Origin of the sequence: Aquimarina sp. Aq78 (assembly GCF_900299525.1) — a bacterium.
Classification (GTDB): domain Bacteria; phylum Bacteroidota; class Bacteroidia; order Flavobacteriales; family Flavobacteriaceae; genus Aquimarina.
Genome location: NZ_OMKA01000007.1, coordinates 94395 through 114565, shown reverse-complemented (window position 1 = coordinate 114565; position 20171 = coordinate 94395). Strand labels below are relative to the sequence as shown.

At 30.9% G+C, this 20171-nt stretch carries 21 protein-coding genes and 2 pseudogenes; 2 read left to right on the top strand and 21 right to left on the bottom strand.

The window, feature by feature from the left end; translation table 11 throughout:
* Positions 1-296: 296 nt before the first annotated feature.
* The 12 genes and pseudogenes from DG435_RS08790 to DG435_RS08730 all read right to left on the bottom strand — a co-directional run bounded on the left by DG435_RS08790 (position 297) and on the right by DG435_RS08730 (position 10637).
* Positions 297-675, bottom strand: a pseudogene (locus DG435_RS08790) (nuclear transport factor 2 family protein).
* 166 nt (positions 676-841) lie between these two features.
* Positions 842-1744 (bottom strand): annotated as a pseudogene (locus tag DG435_RS25935) (DUF1963 domain-containing protein).
* 110 nt (positions 1745-1854) lie between these two features.
* Entirely contained in the window at positions 1855-2367 is a 513-nt protein-coding gene (locus tag DG435_RS08775; RefSeq protein WP_106793241.1) for a GNAT family N-acetyltransferase, read from the bottom strand.
* A 180-nt stretch (positions 2368-2547) separates the two neighbouring features.
* Positions 2548-3339, bottom strand: a complete 792-nt coding sequence (locus DG435_RS08770) for a leucine-rich repeat domain-containing protein (RefSeq protein ID WP_106793240.1) — start codon at positions 3337-3339, stop codon at positions 2548-2550.
* A 183-nt stretch (positions 3340-3522) separates the two neighbouring features.
* A complete protein-coding gene (locus DG435_RS08765) occupies positions 3523-4440 on the bottom strand; it encodes a pyridoxal-phosphate dependent enzyme (RefSeq protein WP_106793239.1) in 918 nt (305 codons plus the stop codon).
* Positions 4430-4684 carry a VF530 family DNA-binding protein gene (locus DG435_RS08760; protein ID WP_106793238.1) on the bottom strand — a complete coding sequence of 85 codons (255 nt, stop codon included), beginning with the start codon at positions 4682-4684 and terminating at the stop codon, positions 4430-4432. Before DG435_RS08760 ends, DG435_RS08765 begins: the two co-directional genes overlap by 11 nt.
* Positions 4685-4971: 287 nt before the next feature.
* Positions 4972-6066 carry a serine hydrolase gene (locus DG435_RS08755; RefSeq protein WP_106793237.1) on the bottom strand — a complete coding sequence of 365 codons (1095 nt, stop codon included), beginning with the start codon at positions 6064-6066 and terminating at the stop codon, positions 4972-4974.
* 283 nt (positions 6067-6349) lie between these two features.
* The gene (locus tag DG435_RS08750; protein ID WP_106793236.1) at positions 6350-7243 is read right to left on the bottom strand and encodes a DUF5694 domain-containing protein; all 894 of its coding nucleotides are present in this window, start codon (positions 7241-7243) and stop codon (positions 6350-6352) included.
* Positions 7244-7462: 219 nt separating this feature from the next.
* A complete protein-coding gene (locus DG435_RS08745) occupies positions 7463-8059 on the bottom strand; it encodes a glycohydrolase toxin TNT-related protein (RefSeq protein WP_106793235.1) in 597 nt (198 codons plus the stop codon).
* 41 nt (positions 8060-8100) lie between these two features.
* Entirely contained in the window at positions 8101-8568 is a 468-nt protein-coding gene (locus DG435_RS08740; protein ID WP_106793234.1) for a hypothetical protein, read from the bottom strand.
* An 85-nt stretch (positions 8569-8653) separates the two neighbouring features.
* Positions 8654-9412: a type 1 glutamine amidotransferase domain-containing protein gene (locus DG435_RS08735; RefSeq protein ID WP_106793233.1), complete on the bottom strand. Its 759-nt coding sequence runs from the start codon at positions 9410-9412 to the stop codon at positions 8654-8656.
* The gene (locus DG435_RS08730) at positions 9405-10637 is read right to left on the bottom strand and encodes a S41 family peptidase (RefSeq protein WP_106793232.1); all 1233 of its coding nucleotides are present in this window, start codon (positions 10635-10637) and stop codon (positions 9405-9407) included. Before DG435_RS08730 ends, DG435_RS08735 begins: the two co-directional genes overlap by 8 nt.
* Positions 10638-10825: 188 nt before the next feature.
* On the opposite strand from DG435_RS08730, the gene DG435_RS08725 reads away from it, so the two are divergent.
* A complete protein-coding gene (locus DG435_RS08725) occupies positions 10826-11812 on the top strand; it encodes a sensor histidine kinase (RefSeq protein ID WP_159025629.1) in 987 nt (328 codons plus the stop codon).
* Positions 11809-12546, top strand: a complete 738-nt coding sequence (locus tag DG435_RS08720; protein WP_106793230.1) for a LytTR family DNA-binding domain-containing protein — start codon at positions 11809-11811, stop codon at positions 12544-12546. The genes DG435_RS08725 and DG435_RS08720 overlap by 4 nt, the downstream gene beginning before the upstream one ends.
* A gap of 268 nt (positions 12547-12814) precedes the next feature.
* Here the strand turns inward: DG435_RS08720 and DG435_RS08715 are convergent, their stop codons facing one another.
* From DG435_RS08715 to DG435_RS08675, 9 genes are all read right to left on the bottom strand, one after another.
* A complete protein-coding gene (locus DG435_RS08715; RefSeq protein ID WP_106793229.1) occupies positions 12815-13456 on the bottom strand; it encodes a hypothetical protein in 642 nt (213 codons plus the stop codon).
* Between the two features lie 152 nt (positions 13457-13608).
* Positions 13609-14613: a serine hydrolase gene (locus tag DG435_RS08710; RefSeq protein WP_106793228.1), complete on the bottom strand. Its 1005-nt coding sequence runs from the start codon at positions 14611-14613 to the stop codon at positions 13609-13611.
* 307 nt (positions 14614-14920) lie between these two features.
* The gene (locus tag DG435_RS08705) at positions 14921-15454 is read right to left on the bottom strand and encodes an SRPBCC family protein (protein WP_106794271.1); all 534 of its coding nucleotides are present in this window, start codon (positions 15452-15454) and stop codon (positions 14921-14923) included.
* Between the two features lie 2 nt (positions 15455-15456).
* Complete coding sequence (locus DG435_RS08700) at positions 15457-15657, bottom strand: hypothetical protein (protein WP_106794272.1); 201 nt, start codon at positions 15655-15657, stop codon at positions 15457-15459.
* An 11-nt stretch (positions 15658-15668) separates the two neighbouring features.
* Positions 15669-16025 (bottom strand): YciI family protein, encoded by a 357-nt coding sequence (locus DG435_RS08695; RefSeq protein WP_106794273.1) that lies wholly within the window; start codon positions 16023-16025, stop codon positions 15669-15671.
* Between the two features lie 89 nt (positions 16026-16114).
* A complete protein-coding gene (locus DG435_RS08690) occupies positions 16115-17395 on the bottom strand; it encodes an RNA polymerase sigma factor (RefSeq protein WP_106794274.1) in 1281 nt (426 codons plus the stop codon).
* 47 nt (positions 17396-17442) lie between these two features.
* On the bottom strand, positions 17443-17853 hold the full coding sequence (locus DG435_RS08685; RefSeq protein ID WP_106794275.1) for a hypothetical protein: 411 nt from the start codon (positions 17851-17853) through the stop codon (positions 17443-17445).
* 228 nt (positions 17854-18081) lie between these two features.
* Positions 18082-18780 carry a hypothetical protein gene (locus DG435_RS08680; protein WP_106794276.1) on the bottom strand — a complete coding sequence of 233 codons (699 nt, stop codon included), beginning with the start codon at positions 18778-18780 and terminating at the stop codon, positions 18082-18084.
* Between the two features lie 118 nt (positions 18781-18898).
* Complete coding sequence (locus tag DG435_RS08675; RefSeq protein WP_106794277.1) at positions 18899-20140, bottom strand: hypothetical protein; 1242 nt, start codon at positions 20138-20140, stop codon at positions 18899-18901.
* Between the last annotated feature and the right edge of the window lie 31 nt (positions 20141-20171).

Sequence of the window (20171 nt, the reverse complement as noted above, 5' to 3'; positions counted from 1 at the left end):
TGTTCTTTTTTATACTGTTGATTTGGTTATATTTTTTATATAGTTATCTGAGACGATATGTTATATTGAGACTAAGATAGAAAATTCTAACGTGATCAGTATTGGTAGATAACTGTACGTAGTTTGTAATCCGTGTTTTTCTGTGTATTGGTTAACTCAATTAATTTCTCGAGATACTCCATTTGCATTTTTTCGAAGTAATTGATAAATCCTTGTATATCATTTTTACATTCTGATTGTACTGAATACACTATTCTTTAATTAGGTTTTAGTGTGGTACCTACAGTAGTTTTTAATTAATACATGGTATTCTTATTTGCTCGTTTTTCAGGGATTTGCTGGATAGCGTCCCAATGTTCCACAATTTTTCCTTTTTCATCAAATCTAAAAAAATCCATGGTTATATATTCGTCATTTCCGGGCCAGATTTGATGCGTATGCAGTGCTACCAGATTATCTTCGGCAATACAACGTACAAATTCAATTGATTTCTCAGGATACTCGACTTGCATTTTTTCGAAGTAATCAATAAACCCCTGAGTACCATCTTCAACATCTGGATTGTGTTGAATATATTGATCACCAACATAGAGTTCTACCGCTTTTTTTTGGCTTTCCGGTATAGGCAGTTTTGTAGAATGCTATTGCATTCTTTTTATTTTCTTCTAAGTTCATCATTTTTAGTCTTATGTTACCCTAATTGTATATAGCGTTACTAAGATAATTTTATTTCTTCGATATATTATGATGTAGTGATTGTTTAATCCCTGTTTACATGCTAAAACCTCTTGTGTTTATTAGCAATTTTAGACTATGCATAATAGGAAATAAAGACAAGGATTTATGTGTTCTGAACTAAGGCAATAACATTACTAAAGTCGTTATTTTTTAGATCTTCTTTATCTATGCAAAGGTAAAGATGAGCACCGTTTGAACTAAATCCATATCCTTCAGGACCTTTCATTTCAAAGGAAATTAGGTTAACGTAATTTTGACTCATATCATCATCTTCATGATGTCTTTCGGCCCATTCTTCAGCAATATAATGTTGAACAGAAAAAGGAACACCTAACAATATATTGTGACTAAAAAGCGTGTGTAAATCATTTTTTGGAGTTGGTGGTTTTAAACCAGACTCAAGAGCCATTTTTGTTCGCATTTGGATATTGATAGCTTCACTCATCATATCGTCTGAAACCTGATCAATTCCGTCAGCATCATCTTCAGAAATATGACCATCTTCTAGTAAAGCAAAATTAAAAGGGTAACGAGGAAGTTGAAAACTATTTTTAAAAGTTATCGTTCTTGTAGCTAGTTTTTGATCATCTGGAATGTTGTTTGGAATATCAACAAACTCAAGATTTTCTGTATCTGGAAAGAAATAGATTTTAAAAGCATCTTCCAAATCGTCTTCTCACATGATATCATCTGTTACAGAAGCAAAACATAAAAGAATTCCTTTTTTGGGGAATATATTCTCTACGTCAAATGGTTTTATTTCTTCAAAATTAAGCTGAAAAAAGAAAGCAAGCGGAGCCTTTTGCCCTAAAGATTGTACAGGCCACGTAAAACCAGAAGGAGCTGCAGGTTTCCCTCCAAATCTTGAATTTAACAAATTTTGAGTAGATTTGTTCTCATCGACCGAGAAAATAATATTAGGGATAATTGATTTTATAACACCATCGATTTTGTCCCATTCATACTCTTTAATCTCTTCTATAATTAAATTTTTTAAGTCACTCATGTGCCAGGTAGAATTACTATTATTTTGTCTCAAATATAGATTACATTTCTCTTTTTTAGTTCCCTGTTTTCAGTGAAATTGATGAGTTGCTTTTTTTCTTCTTTAGGTTACTATTTAAGCTTTATTTCGAATAAACTGGCAGGAGCCTTACCATAATGATCAGGTAATCCTTCGGTATTTTTTAAATCAAAGAACCCTAAAAAGTCAAACCCAGCCTTTTTATAATGTTCGATAAGTTTTACATTATTACCAAGTGTGTCTAATCGTATATAATCCTTATTACTTTTTTTGGCATATTCTTTTGACCATTTTACAATAGTTGCTACAAAATTTTGACCTCTAAAATCGGGATTCGTTGCGATACGATGAATATAGATAGCGGCATCGCCATTTTTTTCTTCCCAAATTTGCTCATCACTAAACGTAATGGTCCATACACAAGCAATTTTGTTATCAATGGAGAGTTTCAATTGTCTGTTTTCTGAAATACTATCTTCTACAAGTTTTCGCTCAAATTCTGGCCAAACAATAACTCCTTCTTTTGATTTCTGATATGCCGAAGCTATTCGGTACAATCTGTATATTTCATCGATATCATCTATTGTACAATTTTCAATTTTCATACTCTTTTCATTTAGGAAATGTGTATTCAAATGTCTAACTATTTTTAGAGTGCTACAACCCAAAAATTGCTAATGTTTTGTGAATTTGATTAGATACTATTCTGTTATGTGATTTTTGTTTTTTGAAGCAAAACATTGCCATCAACTAGGGTAGTTGATTTTCATAGTATTAGCAGATCATTACTTTTCAATCTCACAATATTTTAATTTTTTCCTTAGGTTCTCTATGTCCGAAGGATTAATTTTATTTCCGTGAATATCTAAATATCTTAATCTGGTTAAATTCTCCATGGATCCAGGTAAACTCGAAATTTTGTTGTCATAGATAGAAATACTTTGTAATGTTTTAATATTTCCTATTGAATCAGGAAGTCGTTCTAAAGGATTATTTACGATAAAAAGAATTTCTAAATTTTCTAAGTCGATAAAAGAATCAGGAAGCTCTTTGATTGCGTTATTTCTTAAAAATATATTTTTTAATCGTTTAAGATTTCCTATTGAATTTGGTAATTTTCTTATCGGATTGTTTTGTAGAGACAAATCGGTTAAGCTGGATAAATTTCCAAGCGACTCGGGTAATTCGGTTAATAAATTCTCTTGTAAGTCTAAGTCTTTTAATTGTTTTAGACATTCTATGGATTTGGGTAATTTTTCAAGCATATTTAGTCTTAAATCCAGACGCTCTAAATTGGTGAGCTGACATATTTCTTTTGTTATATAGGATAAATTATTACCATATAATCTTAATACTTTTAAGTTTTTAAATTTTCCGATAATTTTTGGAATACTATCTAGTTTTCCGTGAGATAAATCCAGTTCTTCAATACTTTCTTTTTTATCGATTAATCCTTCTAAAAATTTAATAACACTTTGATTTTCTGTTCTATCATTTACCAGAACATATGAAGATTTTTGGGCATGGATAGAGGAGCCAACAATCAATGTAAAAAGAAGAGTTATCATTGTTTTCATAGGGGTTCGATTTGATACTTGTAATCACGGGATCTATATGAGTAGACATGTACTCGTTTGTATTTATTTTTAAACTCTCATCGGGTAAACACATGAGCGTATATCAAAAATAAGGTTTTACAAAATAGGATATGATGTTTTTGATAGGTATTTGTAGTATTTTAGTATTACCGGTGTATCGGTTTATTTTTTGTTGAGTAATGTTTTTATTTGTGTATTCACCCCGCCACATACAATTACTAAAACCGTTTCATTTTCTTTTATCAATTCAGGATGAAAATAGGGAACAGAAAGTGCTGCTCCACATGCCGGTTCAACGTTCACATTATATTCATCTAAAAAATTAAACGAAGCATCAATAGCTTCTTTATCACTAACTGTGATTGGTTTAACATTGAAATGAGATGCTAATTCTAATGATTTTTCGGCAATTTTTTTGGCCCCTAAACTGGTTGCAACAGAAGATATTTCTTCTAATTCTATAATTTTTTTTGCTTGCCAGCTTTTATAAAATGATGCTGCACCCGTAGTTTCGGTTGTAATCACTTGAGTGTTTTTCCATCCATTTTTTTTCATTCCTTCGAATATTCCGCAAAGTAAGCCACCGCCACCAACAGATACTATAATCTTATCGGGTTGCTTTATTTGTCTTGCACATTCATCAATAATAGTCGAATGGCCTTTCCAAAGTAGAGGGTCGTCAAACGGGGAAACATAGACTGCACCTGTTTCTTTCGAAATTTTCTGGGCGTATCGATGAGCTTCATCCCAAACATTACCATATACTTCAACTTCTGACCCTAAGTTTACTATTTTGTTAATCATAAACTCAGAAGTCGTTTTAGGAACGATCACTTTAACTTTTACACCTATGTGTTTCCCAACGTATGCTAAAGAATATCCAGCATTTCCGCCTGAAGAAGCAATAAAATTTTTTTTGCCTTTTTCGAAATGAAAGCGACATAATTCTTCCATTCCTCTAATTTTGAAGGATCCGGTAGGTTGATAGCATTCTAACTTATAAAATATATTTTTATGTTGTTCTCTTTTTAATTTGTGTGATCTATAAATTGGTGTTTCTATATGAAGTTTATGATTCATCTGTTATTTTTTTATGTAACTCAAGATAAAGTTGTTCAACCTTATCTCTTGCCCATTGTGTTTTTCTTAAAAACTTGAGACTAGATTTAATCGAAGGGTCCTTTTTAAAACAATTGATATTAATTTTCATAGCTAATCGCTCCCAGCCATAATGCACTACTAATATCTCTAATATGTTTATTAATTTTACCCCATGCAAAGGATTGTTGGGCTGTTGTTGGTTAGAATTACTTTTATCGTCCATTACTATGATGATTAATTAAAATATTAATCCTTATTTAATTGGTATTTATAGAATCTCTTTGTTACGAGTAGGCCTCGTATGTTTTATAATTTTTCCTCTCTAAATCTTTGTACTATAGCAAATATACGGTAAGCTTTAGGCTTATTTATTCGTAGACCAATTTTTCCCATCAGTATTAAAATTTTGAAAAAATTTATTGGCTATTATATGTGTTTTTTTAGATTTCAAAGATATTGATTTGTCGTGTCTTTCAGTTTTTGAAATGATCTTTGGGATTGTACTCGTTGTTATTTTTCGTTTATGAATGTTGGCAGGAAGATGTTTTTCATTATAGCAAAAGGTAATTTGTCTTCTTGCGAGTTGTATGCACCTCCAGTAAATACCGCAACCATATCCAATTTAGGGAAAATCATGATATATTGCCCTCCGTTTCCAGTTGCTGTTTTAGAAATTATCACTTTTTCGTTTATTTTAAACGGAATGTTCCACCACAAATATCCGTAATCAATTCCTGTAATTTTTGTTTTTGGTGTTGTTGCTTCCTCAATCCATTTTTTAGAAACAATTTGTCTATCATTCCACTTACCATTATTGAGTATCAATTGCCCGATTTTAGCCATGTCACGTGAGGTCATATACAACCTTTTTCCCGAAGGGATCACCTTTTTATTTGAAGTATGCTCCCAACCTATATTAGTAATACCTAATGGATTGAATAGGTATTGCTTAGTAAATTTATCGATTGTCATTTTCGAAGCTTGACTTATTATTTCGGCTAGTAACACTACACCCATCGAGCAATAATTTGAGACAGTTCCTGGTTCATTAACCATTGGTAAATTAAGCGTATATTGAAGCCAATCCCTTTTTTTATAAACTTTATCCTCTTGCCCTTTTGATTTCTTATCCCAATCATTGCAATCAAATCCGGGTGACATTGTTAATAGATGCCTGATTGTTATTTTATCTTTTCTCTTGTCTAGATTTTTGGTTGGCACAGGGTTTTTGAGATACTTTGATATGGGGTCGTCGATGCTATTAATAAATCCTTGATCAATTGCAATTCCCAATAAAATTGATCTTATGCTTTTTGTTGCAGAACGAAGGTCGTGTTGCTTATTTGAAGAATGGTCGTTAAAATATTCTTCGATAATGATTTTATCATTTTTCACTAACAAAACACTGTGTAACTTATTTTTGCCATTATGTATTTGTTTGAATAACTGATAGATTTTTGTGGTGTCGACATTCTGTAAACTTAGATGGGCTGTTTTCCATCCGTCATTAAGATCTTTTGGCTTAGAATACTTATATGGGTTTTGTCCGTAGCAAAATGTATTTATTAAGAGAACAAAAAGTGTTAGGGTTGCTATATTTTTCATATTAAAAATAACCACAATATATGTACCAGTATGTATATGCCTGCTTGTATTTATTTTAAAAACTTAATCCATACAAGTATGCATCTCAAAAATTTCTTCTAAAAAGTGTGATATTTTGATATGTAGCACTACTAATAAGGTATATCCAAAATTATATACACATGAAACAACCCAACCAGAGATTCGTTTTTTTTCTACGTAAATTCTTTCAATTTCATAAACGCGAAGTCAAACAGTTTAATGCTATTTTAGGAATCAAACCTAGTAACTCGTCACGTAAATGTTAATGCTTTGTCAAATCGTTAAGTGTTACTGCTTGAAAATCAGGCGCTGATTCAAATAGTTCATCCAGAATCCACTTATGAGCCCCTCCATAGATGATGAGTAAATTTTCATCTTTTGATACTAAGTTTTTTGAATTAGCGAATAGCCGTACGTTTCTTCTGTACCATCTACCAACAGCGTCTGCTCCTAAGTAGTTGCCTCCATGATCAACATTTACAAGTCCAGTTGTCCAAAGTTGTTTTGACCTTTTTGAATGCTGCTTCGAGTTGATCAATTTTATATAATCGTATACATTGAGATGCCTCTGTATGGTGTCCATAAATGTATTGTACCTTTTATTTTCATCATCATAAGCTTCCCATAATTTAAGATGTCCAAGACTATCCGCATATACTCCCCAGTCATCAATAGCGTTTATATATTCAGGGAATGGAGGGTTATTATCTATACAATACACTCTACTATGACCAAGAGCATTGGCTAACTTAAAACCTAGTTGAAATGTTTCATGTTTACCTAGTTTATAATTTCCTTTTTGATATTCGGTATACAGTGAATCCATCCATTCTTGATTAGATGTACGCCATTCTACAGCTATTTTTCCGGGGTTAAATTGCTCTAATAAATTGATCAGGCTATCCAACTCCTTTTGATTGCTATCTGTTGAGATATCAATATGCTCATTGGCAACCACATCGCTACCATCTCTTGATCTGTCAAAATGAAACACTCCTAAGGTTAAAACCTGATGTTTCGGGATACTATCAATTGACGGATATGCAGCGAGTGCTTTCTGAAAATCGGTCATATGATGTTGCTGGGCTTTATCTTTGTTTTTTGAAGTACATGAGGTTAGAAGAACAATTAATAATACTTTGAAGAAATATTTCATTGGTTTTTTAGATTCATTGTTTTTATCAGGCTAAATGGCTCTATTAGTATAGACGCGAATTTTGTTGAGATAGTTGCCTGAATCTATTTTCTTGGATAGACTTATAGTACTATAACATCTCGACGATGGTTAGTACAGGAATTCAGAGAATTGAACTTTTGGAGTTGAACTTAGCTAATTCTATTTAAATAAGCGTTTTATACACCGTATTGGGTGTCGTTATTTTATTTTCAATACTTTCAATAATCCTTTGTGGTATAGTTCTGATAAGGAGACTTTTAAATTTTCGTGGTAAAACTCTTTTTCTTTGAAATCTACTGATTTATCAAGTTGAAATATATAATTATCTCTATCATTTAATATTGAAGTATTATTTTCTGTTATCTCAACATATTCAAAATAAATAAGAATCTTTAATTTTTCGGCTTCCTCTATGCTAATTGGATTGTTCTCATATCGAAAGAAGTATTTATCCCCTCCTCCAGGTTTTCCAAACCAAGGCATTGCTTTACCACCAGCAATGGTAATATATTCAGGAATTTCGTTTATTAAGAAAATTTTCTTTTCAAATTCTAAAAATTCATCTGGTAAAGACTTCTTCTCAAATATTTCATCGTTATTCCAAAAGTATACTCCTTGATTTTGCCAGGCTGGATCTTGAGAGTTTTTTACAGCTTCTTTATTGTAGTAATGCATATAAGCATCTCCATTATTAAAGGTCAATATTGATTCGTTAATGTGCCAATCAATTTTAGGACTGTTTAATTTATCCTCTTTTATGCTTTTAGTTTTTTTTCCAAAGAATTTTTTAAACATTTTTTATTTTAATTATAGATGTTGTTAGGATACGTTTACTGTTAACGATTCAAAATATCTTTTCGAAGCGATCGTATTTGGATTTCATCATCGGCAAGCTTTTGGAATTGAGCTTTGTTCATAATTTTTAAATCTATATTCGTTATGCCTTTTGAACCATAATTGCTTTCAGTTACAAACTTTCCGTTATCTAATTCGAGTATTGCGCACGAATTCATTAAATACTTGTTATCCAAAAACTTAAAATGTATGTCTATTATCTGTTTATTTCTGAACATTAATCTCGATGTTAATCCGCATCTTTGGGCTTTCTCAAATGGTGTACTTCTATGGTTTGAATAATGTTCAATCAAATCATAATTATCATCCAAATGTTTAGGTAACAATACAATTTGGCCATTTGACAATCTAATCTGAGATTGAAATTCTTGAATACCATGTTCATTTTCGAATTTGTAGTTGAATCGAATTTTTGAGATTTTTTTGTCAATTAAATCAGATAATTTCATAGTTTAGAATGGTGTTTGCAAACGATTTTTGTGTGAAACATAACGTTAAAAAACTACATTTTTGAATACACACAGAGTCGTCTTTTTATTCTTTTTTGTTAATCAATTTTAGTACTTCATCCGCTACAAATTCTCCACTATTTGAAAAAGAAGCGGTTATTAACCTGTTTTTAGAATCTACTATTTCGTAATTTATTTTCTTTTCGTGATTATATACTTTCAAATTAGCACCTCTTTTTTGCAATTCTGTTTCCATATCATAAGGTAATAATTTCCCAAAGTTGGATTGTTTCATTATGTTTTTTTCATTCCAAGTAGGGAAACTTGTCATTGTTTTATCCTTTACCAGGTATTCTCCTGATTTTAATTTTACATTTATAAGAGTTGCAGTTCCGTGACCAATTGTTCCGATAACACCCCCAGAATCATATATTTCTGATATAACCTGAAGAATGTCTTTGTTCTTATGTGTATCCCAAAATTGTCCATATCCGCCAGGAATGATTACGGCCAAATATTCTTTTGGATTGATTTCTGATGGTTTTAAGCTATTTTCCGTTTTGTTTTTAAATACTTCATTTTGGATAATAGATTTTACTACAATCGTAGTATCTCCACTATGATAGATTGGAATTTCTTTACCTTTTGGTGATACAATATCAATCTCAAAACCCTTTTTTAAAAATTGATTAAACGGAACAGCTAATTCAATTAGATAAGTTCCGTTTGGTTCACTTTTCATTTCGTTAATATTGGTAGTTACAAAAAGGATTTTTGTTTTTTCGTTTTTCTTATTACAGGAAATAACTAAAAATACTACTACTAATGCAAAAAGTTTATTCATATTTCTGTTTAATGTGATTAAGAAGTCTTTGACGTCTTTCTTTTTTATTAGAAGCTTTTATTATTAAATCTGGGACTGTTTTTGTTTCATCATTTGCGCTTCCATCTGGGTTTAATCCCATTTCTCCGGTAAATCTAATAACGATACCGCTATTTGGAAGTGTTAATAATAAAGGATCTGTACCTACACCATCGCCATTTGTTTTTTCTCCTACAACCGTTGCAAAGTTTGTTGCTTTACAAAAATAAGCTAATGCCTCCGAACTAGAAAATACTTCATGATCTACTAAAAGGTAAATATTTCCTGTATATTTTCTTTTGTCCGAAATTGGAGCTATTACCATGTCATCCTTTCTAAATAAATAACTGCCATCTTTTAATTCTTTAGGCATATTAGGTAATTCTATTTCTTTATAAGCAATAGTGTCTTTAAAATAGAAAGGTTTAAATTTTTTGAGCCTGTCAGAATTTTTAAATCCATAAAATACGGGAGTACTAATGGTGTCTTTAATTAAGTGCGGAACCATGTTTAACATCCAATACTCTGTACTACCACCGTCATTGCCTTGTATATCGATGATTAGATTTTTGTAATTCTGTGCTTTGTTAAAAAAGTGTTTTAGTGTATCTGCATCTTTCTCTACATATTCATATCCAAATGATTTTACATGAATTATTGCGGTTGATAATGAGTCTGCAAAATTGGTTTCAACATTTTCAGGTACTTCTGTTTTAGTTTCACCAGCATTAGTCTTTTCATTTTTAAGTTCAGGAAAAAAAAGTTCACGATTAATTTCTTTCCAGTATTTAGAACGAATAGAATCTGTTTTTTCCAACTCTGTTACATAATTCTGAAAAATGGGATGTTGAACTACGGCTTGCTTACATCCTTCATAAAAGTAGTTGTAAATTATGGTTGGATAAGAATCTGTATGATCATTATTTAAATCATTCATGATTCCACTAAAGATTTTAAAAAACTCTTTGTCGTCCTTTGTTTCTTTTACCTGTTTAATATATTTTCTTTTATTTGAAAGCCAATCGGTATTATGTGCTCTTTTATTTATCCCGAAGTATGGATATGACTGTTCCAGTTCCTGATATAAATAATTAAAATCGGCTACTTTTTCAGCTTTTGATAGTTGTTTAAATTGTGTTTGTCCTAATCCTATAAAGCCAATGAACAAATTCAAAATGAGGAATGCATGTTTTTTTTTATGTAACATATCTTTAATTTTTGATTGATAAACATATTATCATACCTCAAAATTGGATACAAAAAAAGGTAGACTAAAATAATTGTGATAGGCTTGAGTCAATAAATGATATTATTTGCTAAAAGTGGGATGAATCGTGTTGGTCACAAAAAATGGCTAGTAATTAAAGGAATTCTTATTTTTACATTTGGATGAAAATGGTAGAAAAAATATTAAAAAAACGGTGGTATTATCACAGTTTAATTTGGGTATTCGCTATACTAGTGATTCTTGCTTTTTGGTCTTCAGAAAATGCTAACATAACAGAAAAGATCATTGATACGGTTACAATTATTATTCCTTCTATTATCCTAACGTATCTTTTGTTCTTTTTTCAAGATTATTTTTTTCCTAAAAAACAGTATATCTATTTTGGTATTGTTGCCATTACAATTACTGCAATTATAGGATACTGTGCTCCATATTTTGGCGCTTATTTATATGGTGAAGGAGCCGAAGTAGATATTAGACAATGGGTCCAAAATATGTTTATCATTTCTTTTATTGTTGTGGTGTCTCGAATAGCAAAGAGAGGTATTATAAGTCAATTAGAACTCCAAAAACTTCAGGTAGAAAAGTTGAAAATGGAAATTCATTTATTGAAAGCTCAACTCAACCCACATTTTCTTTTTAATACTATCAATAATATATGTGGTGTTAATCAGGTGGATTCAGAGAAAAGTACTGAGATGCTTATTAACTTAGCTGAATTGCTTAGATACCATTTAGAATTTTCAGCGGTTCATAAAATTTCAGTTCGTAAAGAAATTCAATTGATAGAGGCTTTTATAGAATTAGAAAAGATAAGATTACGTAATAATTGTTCTGTAAAATTCGAACGACCAAAAGCCGACATCGAAACTTCTATAGCACCGCTACTTCTTTTACCTTTTGTCGAAAATGCATTTAAACATGGGACACACACCTCACTTCCTAGTTTTATAAATATTAAGTTGTCTTATAACCAATTTGGACTTGAATTAATTATTGAGAATAGTATGTTTAAAAATCAAAAAGTTTCTAAAAATAACATTGGACAAAAAAATACCATAAAGCGTTTGCAACTTATTTATCCAGATAGACATCAACTAGTGATTGAAGAAAAGGACGAAACGCATCTTGTTCATCTAAATATTAACTTATGAATGCTATCTATAACATACTTATCGTTGACGACGAGCCTTATGCACATAATTTGTTGGAAAGCTATTGTAATAAATTGGATTACGTAAAAATAATTGGAAACTGCTACAATGGCTTAGAAGCACTCAACGAACTCAATAAGCAGCCGGTAGATATTATTCTCTTGGACATACAAATGCCAGAAATCTCTGGAATAGAGTTGTTAGATACTATTCAAAAAGAAGATATAAAAGTGATTATGATTACTGCTTATTCTGATTCTGCTATCGAAACTTATAATTACGACTTAGTGGTAGATTATTTATTGAAACCTATAAAATTCGTACGCTTTGTCAAAGCTTTAGAGCGGGTAAAAAAAGTTATTACACTTGAAAAAAATGAAACTTCTCAAAGTTTTGAGACTAATACTTCTAGTACTAATTCCACCTATTTTTGTATAAAAGAGGGAAAAATTATTCATAAGATAACGTATGAATCTTTACTATATATACAATCTTACGGCAACTATTTAAAACTATTCCTTACTGATGGAGAAATAAAAATTATTAGAAATACGATCTCTAAAATTGATAAAGAATTATCCATGTTTGAATTTTGTCGAATCCATAAAAGTTACTTGGTAAACCTAAAACACGTTAGCAAAATCGATGCAAATAGAATACAAATAAATGATATTACCTTACCATTAGGAAGTAGTTATTCTCGTTATTTTAAGGAAAAGTTTATTAGGGAATAAACTCAATGATATTCTAAGTTCAGTTAATTAATTATGTTCCCTTAATTGATTGTAGCAATATTTCTTTTATATGAGTAACTAAACTAATAAGTATTTTAACCTTTTTATTGCGACATGTATATGCTATCCATTTTTACGGTATGCGATTATGGGATGTGTCGTAACTAAATTGGTAAGGTTTTAAGGTTTTTCTAGATGTTACGTATTGTATTACGCGGGTTACAAACCCTCGTTATCGGATTTGTTATACATTGTTGTAGTATGGTTTTTATTTTGATCGATTAAACAATTTTTTCTCGTAAAAATTATCAATAATTTCTTCGCACATTACATTGAGTTTAACAATTACAAGATTATTATTCGATTCATGATTCATGTTTTTACTATAAGGTTTTGTTTTTAAGTTGTATTTGTCAAAGTTTTTATCAAATTCAATTGGGCCTTGATAAAACCAATAGTATCTCAATGGTGAGTGGCTTTTTGTAGAATAAAACAAATATGTTTTTCCGTTTGCAATACTATCAGGTTTTATCTTAAATTCCTGAACTTCTTGGTTTTTTAATTTGGTGAAATTAGATTTATAGAAATCCATAATTTTTGATTCTGATAGTTTTATGGAATTGAACCCGCCACAATTATCATACTTTTTTATCCATGTATTATTTCCACTTTTCCAAAACCCGTACATCGTAAAATAATGTCCATTTTTATTACAAATGTTTGGGTCTTTTAAATCAATTATTCGAATAGTACCATACCTAATCTGTTTGAGAATGAAAAAGTCAGAAATATTATCTTTTTGCATCTCCGATTTAAATTCTGCAATTAGTGATTCTGTTGGATCAGCTTTTTCTTGCCCGAATGACAGATTTAATATCAGAAGTATAATAATGATTAGTGATTTCCGCATTTTGATTTAGATGTACTACAACGTGTTTGTGTATGGTTAGTTACATTGGTAATAACTAAATTAGTAAAAGAAAATAAATCAGAGAGAAATCCAACTGATTTTCTAATTGCACAGAGAATTATGCTGTTAATTATACCTGTTGTTGTGTGTAGTTAAATTTTTGCATTCGCTAATAAAATAACAAATTGTTCGAATTCTTTTCTAGTTACTCGTGTTCTTTGACTAGATGGAATTTCTGTCATTGTTTTATGAGCGATAACAGTGTTCCATTCTGGAATTACCAATATTCTTTGTCCCCAAGCCCCAGTGGCAACAAAACTCCCGTTAGGAAGTAATCCTTCTGCATAGTTTTTCTCTTGTATCCACCATAGGTATCCATGTCCATATCGTTCATTACTCTGGTTAATGGTAAGGGTAAAGTCAGTAGTTATACCCCGAATCAATTTTTCTGGAATTAATTGTTGTCCTTCCCAAATCCCTTTGTTTAGAAACAGTTGACCAAACTTAGCCATACCTCTAGTGGATAGCCTAAAACCTGCTTTAGCATGCTTTGATAATGTTGTATCTCTTCGATAAATTACTTCAAATTCATTAATACCTAAAGGTTTTGCAATACCTTCTTTAAATAGTTCTGAAGTACTTTTACCAGTTTCTTGCTCCAATATTGTTGTAAGTACATTATAATCCCAATTATTATAAGCCCACTTTTCTCCTGGAATATTTGGCTCATATCCAAGTAAAGTATCTCTGTTAGCTTGCATCAATCCAATTTGAGACCCGGTTGGGTGATTAACTCCTGATGTGCTTTTCAGTAAATGAATAACCTTTGTCTTTCTTTGTAATTTTGTTAACGGAATTGGAAAGTCTTGTATATTTAAATCTTCAAGAGTAGTATCCAGACTAATTTTATCAAGGTTTTGGAATACTAAAGCACTGATTATAGCTTTTCTCACAGAATGAACCCTACTAACTTTATCGATATTGCCTGCTGAAGCTATAATTTCTCCATCTGTTTGAATAATTAAAGCAAAAGTCCCAATTTCATTAGCGTAATCAACTAGAGCTTTAATCTTTTCTTTATCCCAATTGGTATTGCTTTGTCCAAATGAAAATAGTGTGCTAAAGATGATGTAAAAACATAAAACCCTTTTCATCATTAAAAACTTATTTTTGGTTTTAATAGAGATTTGAAAAGTTTGAAATTGTTACACTTTCAAAAGAGAAGTTTCTAAGATTTTGGTTATTATACTTACACACAACAATTAAAATATTAAACCTTCTATGATTTTGAAATCATAATTCCTTTTTCTGGTTTCGTAATGTTTTGTATCGTTCGGTTTGGTATATGAAAAGTAATGGATTTATAAACATTAACTTTTTACAAAACAAGACCTTAATTAAAAACAAAAGCGGAATAGGCGCTAACCCAAACCGCTATTTTTATATACATTTTTGTAATCGGTATTATTCAGAGATTTTTTTAAGATTTACTAAACCTTTTTCAAAAACAGAGCCTACTTTACTTTCCATCATTAAGTTGCCCATAATTCTTTTTAAAGGATTGTATCCTAAATTTACTTTGACTGTCCACGTAACCATGGTTTTGTTATTATCTTCATTAAACAACCAGGTGCCATTAGCAAAACCACCATCTTCAAAAGAAATTAGTGTTTTAATTCGCTTATTCAAATCGCTTTCAATTATTTCAACACTTCCATCTCCTTTTCCTTGATTATAAATCAATTTTGAACCAACACCAGTAGTTGTTCCTAGTGTTTTTTGGATTACTTTAGAATAGTCCATTCCTTCTTCTTGCCATGGTCCGCCCCATTTTTTCCAGTTCCCCATAGCATTTACATTCTTAAAAACATTTTCGATTGGCGCATGAATTACAGTAGACCTACTTACTTCTTTTTGTGTAGAAAAGAATAAGGATACAATACCTATCAAAAGAAGTAGTATTACTATTCCTAAGCCTATTTTTTTTAATATTTTCATTGCTATACGTCTTTAGAATTCCAGGCGGTATTTGCCTTTTCGATTCGATTTGGTAATAGTTTGAATAAAAATTTAGCTATACTATTTGAAAAAGCATAGTGTTTTCCATTTTTAGTTAAAACATATTTACCACTTGCCTTGGTAGCTATTTTTCCTGTGCTTACAGCAAATGCACAGTTTCCGTTATATTCTAGGTTTTTCATTGCTTTACATTTTAATTTATACCTTCCATTTGTTTAATAGCCCTTACCTCAATAGTACCTTCTGCATCTTCAAACATTGGATTTGCTTTTGCAATTTCGATAGCTTCTTTTAGATTTTTTGCTACAATATGGAAATACCCTACAATTACTTCCTTAGATTCATTAAAAGGACCGTCTTTAAAAGCACCTTTGTTTCCATGAATAATCGCACCTTTCATGTCTAAAGGTTGTGCTCCTTTTAATTTTCCAGCTTCCATTAGTCCTCCAATGTACACTCCTATTTTTTGCACATGAGCTTGTTGTTGTTCTGGCGAAAGCCCTTCTAAATGGTCTCCTTTGGTTTTGATAAAAATCATAAATTCTTGCATAGTTTAATTTTTTGACTAATTAATAATAGTGTCTTATACCCTTAAGTCAAACGACAAGAAGTAAAAGGGACATTGAAATCTAAAAAAAATTAATTTTTTTTAGAATATTCTTTTAACTTACTGTTTATTAGTGCTTTTGTATTTTTGTTGAGCGGTAGTTTTAAAGCATTATTTAATAATTCGATAGCAATTTTTGGTTCATTATTTTTAAAATGAAGCTCTGCTTTTGTAGTGTAATACGGAAAATAAGAATGAAAGATAGAGTCGTCCTTTATTTTATCGAGTTGCTCAAGCGCTTTCTGACTATTGGTTAATTTAGAAATAACAATAACCCTATTGAGTAAAACAAGTGGCGAATTATCAATATCAACAAGCAGATCATAAAGAGCCAAAATACTTTTCCAGTCTGTAGATGAGTAGGTTTTGGCTGTACAATGATGAGCAGATATAGTAGCAAGTATATGATAAATGGAAATTTCGTTTTGTTTTGCCGAAAATTCTAAATAATAAAGCCCTTTTTTGATTAAAGCTTTATCCCATTTGTTTCTATCTTGATGTTCTAAATTTAGAAGATTGTTAAATTCGTCTATTCTAGAATCGAAACGAGATGTGTTTAGAGACATTAAGGCTAATAAAGCATATGTTTGGGATGAATTTATATTAGAATTAGAGGCGATAATCTCTGCAAGTCTTATGGCTTCTTCGCATAATTCAAAACGAATTAGAGTATCTCCAGAAGTAGCATTGTAGCCTTCGTTAAACAAAAGATAAATAGTTTCCAAAACACTTGATAATCTGTGTTCTAATTTTTTTCCAATGGGTACTTCAAAAGGAATATTAGTTTCCTTAATAGTTTTTCTTGCTCTAACTAATCTTTTGTTGATATTTTCATTAGTTGTCAGAAATGCTTTTGCTATTTCGGGTATACTAAACCCGCATAGCGTTTTTAAAGTCAGTGCTATTTGTGAATCGGTCGAGATAGAAGGGTGACAGCAGGTAAATATCATCCGTAATTGGTCGTCTGCAATTTCTTTATCAGTAAATATATGTTTTAGAGCTGGCTCTACAGTCCATTCTGATTGTAAATAATGTGCAACTTCAGATGCATGTTCTCTCTTGTATTTTTCTCTGTTAACAATATTTACAGCCTTGTACTTAGCAACTTTATAAATCCATCCTGTAGGATTATCAGGGATTCCTTCATATGACCATTTATTTAATGCTTCGAGCATAGCTTCCTGTACCACGTCTTCGGCAAGTTCTATATTTGAAGTTCCAAATGTTTTAGTGAGTACAGCAACTAATTTACCATATTCATGTCTGAATAAATGATCTATTTTGTTCTTTATATTTGTTTTGCTTCTGGTCATTTTATAGTGACTACAATTTTAAATGTAAAACGCGTTTTAATACAGTTTTAATTTATTTTTATAAAAAGTATTTTTCTATCAAATTTCTCTTCAAATAAATATAGGTAATCCAATTCTTTTAGAAGTTCATTATACTTTTCCCAAGGAGTCAGTTTTTGAGTTGAATCAAGAAATAATTTAATTTTTTTCAAAAGAATCTCACGGAGTTGTTCTGGTATCGTTCCATCAAAATTCTCAATTCTATCGTTTTCTTCATAGTTTGTTAAAACGTTATAAAATTCAAGCAATTGATTTCTGAAGTTATTTTTAATATACAATTCAATACAGAATTCAATGTCACTTAATTCTTGTGCTATCGACATTTCAAATATTGGTGTAATTTCAGTGTAAGGCTCTCCCCAGGAAAATCTTTTCTCTTCAATTTGACATTTGGGAATAGTCGTACTATCAATTTTCATTTTTTAATATTTCTTTTATATGAGTACTCTAAAATAATAAATAAAATATTCTATGTTTTTCACCTTTTATTGCGATAGGGGATTGCAATCCATTTTGGATATGTAATTCTGGTTGTATGGTTACTAGAATTGGTGGAGTTTTATAAATTTTCACCTTTTGATTTAGGTACTATTGGGTTCGTATACGGTATATTTTAGTACACAATAGACCTTGTTGTAGTATGTTGTTTACTCTCCTTTTATTTGTTTTCTAAGATATTTTGCCATCTTACTCATTTCTTTCTCAAACCGATTTTTTACTTCTCTGTTCTGGCCAATCCTATATCTAATTTCATCTTCACCTCCTCCAATTTCATTTAGATGATCGAAGTCTGTATTGCGAAGTTCAATTAATCTTTGTTTACCAATTTCAAAATTCTCAAAATCATCAAGACTACTCATTAGATTTTTGTAGTGACCTTCTTCAATTAGCAACGCATTCTTTTCTAACGATTCTCTTGTAGATTTGAGTTGAATCGAGAAGTTTTTTAGTCTTTCTTTAGAGGCTACTTCCCATAAGTCAACCCCGTTAAGTTTTAAATCACATAAGCTTTGCCATAGGTCATTATAGATTTGAAACTGGTTTTCTCGATACTTTAGAAACAAGACTTTAGATTTTTCTAATTCAATTTTTGTGGATTCGAGCTCTGATTGATATTTCTGCCTTAAAATTTCTAATTTCTCATGCTGAAAGGCTTTTTGAGTTTCTAATTCGGTTTGAAAATTGTTTTTAAGAGTTTCTAGCTCTTGGGAATATCTTGCACTGTCTTTTGCTAAGAGTTTTTTTGCAAATAAATTTCCAAACCATTTAGACAACGCTAAAATTATTGCACTCGCTCCCCCAAGACTTAAGACAGATGCTCCTAAAATTTGTAATATATCTTCCATATTTCGCTAATTATCTACAATGATCTCGTATATAAAAAGTAGCGGATTTTCATGCATTAACTTTTTGTTTTAGCATTTACTCCGCTATTTTTTAGATACATTATTGGCAATAGTAATATTACCATGCGTTACCAGATCCGCCTCCGCCTCCTGTAGATTGACCATTAGACAAGTGTATCCTTCTTTCTTTAGTAACAGTTTGACCGTTTTTGTACGCTCTAACATAAATTGTTACTAACCCACTAGTGGTTGGAGTCAATAATACAGAGCTAGAATTAGAATTATTTACTTGAGATCGTTTTAATGAACCATTAGGATATCCAATTCCCCAAACCCATCTATCTACAGGTATATTACTTGAAACCCAAAATTTATGATACAAATAACCACCAATATGTGCATAATCAATATCAATGCTTATAGATGATAATTCTAAATTTACTGTTGGATTACATACAGTAACAGATAAACTTGTTGGATTTGTAGATGCATTATTTCCATTGTATGATATACCTGATACTTGATAAAACTCTACGTTTCCGTTATTCATTAAGTTCACTATATCAACATTTTGTTTTGTATTCACAATTCCAGACATTCCAGGCCAACTATCTTTAATAACCCAACGAGAATCATTTGTCCAACCTATAATTGAAAAAGCATGGTAAGATAACCCAGCGGTAGGGATATTATAGTTTCTAAACTTTTTAGCATTATGAACTCCATTTTGATTGCCTGATACTTTTACAACTATAGGACCGCTATTTAAGATCTTCATTTTGATATCATCAACAGAGTTAATATCATTCTGACTTAGTTGAGCAGCATTACCTACTGTAACATAATTACCTAAAGAACCTCCATCCTCAATATCCCAAATAGGTGGAGAAAAGTTAGTGTTTAAAAAAATCCTGTATGACCTTTGGCCATTTGGATGCTCTATGTAATCTAATACATCTGATCTTTTAATACTACATCCATTACTATCAGGATTATTTACAGGGCATGTTGCAGGTGCAAACGAATTAATTTGTCCACCAGCTATCAAAGGGATTTTGAAATTCGAATTTAAATCAGGAAGGTAATAAGGAGCATTCCATACCTTATAATCAAGATATGCGTCAGAAAGAGAAAATAAATTAGAACCGTATACATTGTTCTCAATAGCATAGGTTGTTTCAATAGCTGCGTTAAAAGCAAAGGCTAAGCACGGCCCTTGATAAGGTTGAGCTCTTGGACTTGTTACAAAATTTTGACTACCATTTGTAGTCGGAGCATTTGCCCACGAAAAGTCACATGGGATATTTTGGCAAAATACCTTTGTCGAAAATATTAATAATAAGAGTAGAATTTTTTTCATGAGTACATAATTTTTAAGTTGATTAATGTGT

Coding starts and splice junctions, on each gene's coding strand:
- DG435_RS08725 (WP_159025629.1), top strand. CDS start 10,826: ATGGTAGAAAAAATATTAAAAAAACGGTGGTATTATCACAGTTTAATT.
- DG435_RS08695 (WP_106794273.1), bottom strand. CDS start 16,025: ATGCAAGAATTTATGATTTTTATCAAAACCAAAGGAGACCATTTAGAA.
- DG435_RS08755 (WP_106793237.1), bottom strand. CDS start 6,066: ATGAAAAATATAGCAACCCTAACACTTTTTGTTCTCTTAATAAATACA.
- DG435_RS08710 (WP_106793228.1), bottom strand. CDS start 14,613: ATGATGAAAAGGGTTTTATGTTTTTACATCATCTTTAGCACACTATTT.
- DG435_RS08740 (WP_106793234.1), bottom strand. CDS start 8,568: ATGAAATTATCTGATTTAATTGACAAAAAAATCTCAAAAATTCGATTC.
- DG435_RS08775 (WP_106793241.1), bottom strand. CDS start 2,367: ATGAAAATTGAAAATTGTACAATAGATGATATCGATGAAATATACAGA.
- DG435_RS08770 (WP_106793240.1), bottom strand. CDS start 3,339: ATGAAAACAATGATAACTCTTCTTTTTACATTGATTGTTGGCTCCTCT.
- DG435_RS08760 (WP_106793238.1), bottom strand. CDS start 4,684: ATGGACGATAAAAGTAATTCTAACCAACAACAGCCCAACAATCCTTTG.
- DG435_RS08680 (WP_106794276.1), bottom strand. CDS start 18,780: ATGGAAGATATATTACAAATTTTAGGAGCATCTGTCTTAAGTCTTGGG.
- DG435_RS08705 (WP_106794271.1), bottom strand. CDS start 15,454: ATGAAAATATTAAAAAAAATAGGCTTAGGAATAGTAATACTACTTCTT.
- DG435_RS08730 (WP_106793232.1), bottom strand. CDS start 10,637: ATGTTACATAAAAAAAAACATGCATTCCTCATTTTGAATTTGTTCATT.
- DG435_RS08700 (WP_106794272.1), bottom strand. CDS start 15,657: ATGAAAAACCTAGAATATAACGGAAACTGTGCATTTGCTGTAAGCACA.
- DG435_RS08735 (WP_106793233.1), bottom strand. CDS start 9,412: ATGAATAAACTTTTTGCATTAGTAGTAGTATTTTTAGTTATTTCCTGT.
- DG435_RS08715 (WP_106793229.1), bottom strand. CDS start 13,456: ATGCGGAAATCACTAATCATTATTATACTTCTGATATTAAATCTGTCA.
- DG435_RS08750 (WP_106793236.1), bottom strand. CDS start 7,243: ATGAAATATTTCTTCAAAGTATTATTAATTGTTCTTCTAACCTCATGT.
- DG435_RS08745 (WP_106793235.1), bottom strand. CDS start 8,059: ATGTTTAAAAAATTCTTTGGAAAAAAAACTAAAAGCATAAAAGAGGAT.
- DG435_RS08765 (WP_106793239.1), bottom strand. CDS start 4,440: ATGAATCATAAACTTCATATAGAAACACCAATTTATAGATCACACAAA.
- DG435_RS08685 (WP_106794275.1), bottom strand. CDS start 17,853: ATGAAAATTGATAGTACGACTATTCCCAAATGTCAAATTGAAGAGAAA.
- DG435_RS08720 (WP_106793230.1), top strand. CDS start 11,809: ATGAATGCTATCTATAACATACTTATCGTTGACGACGAGCCTTATGCA.
- DG435_RS08690 (WP_106794274.1), bottom strand. CDS start 17,395: ATGACCAGAAGCAAAACAAATATAAAGAACAAAATAGATCATTTATTC.
- DG435_RS08675 (WP_106794277.1), bottom strand. CDS start 20,140: ATGAAAAAAATTCTACTCTTATTATTAATATTTTCGACAAAGGTATTT.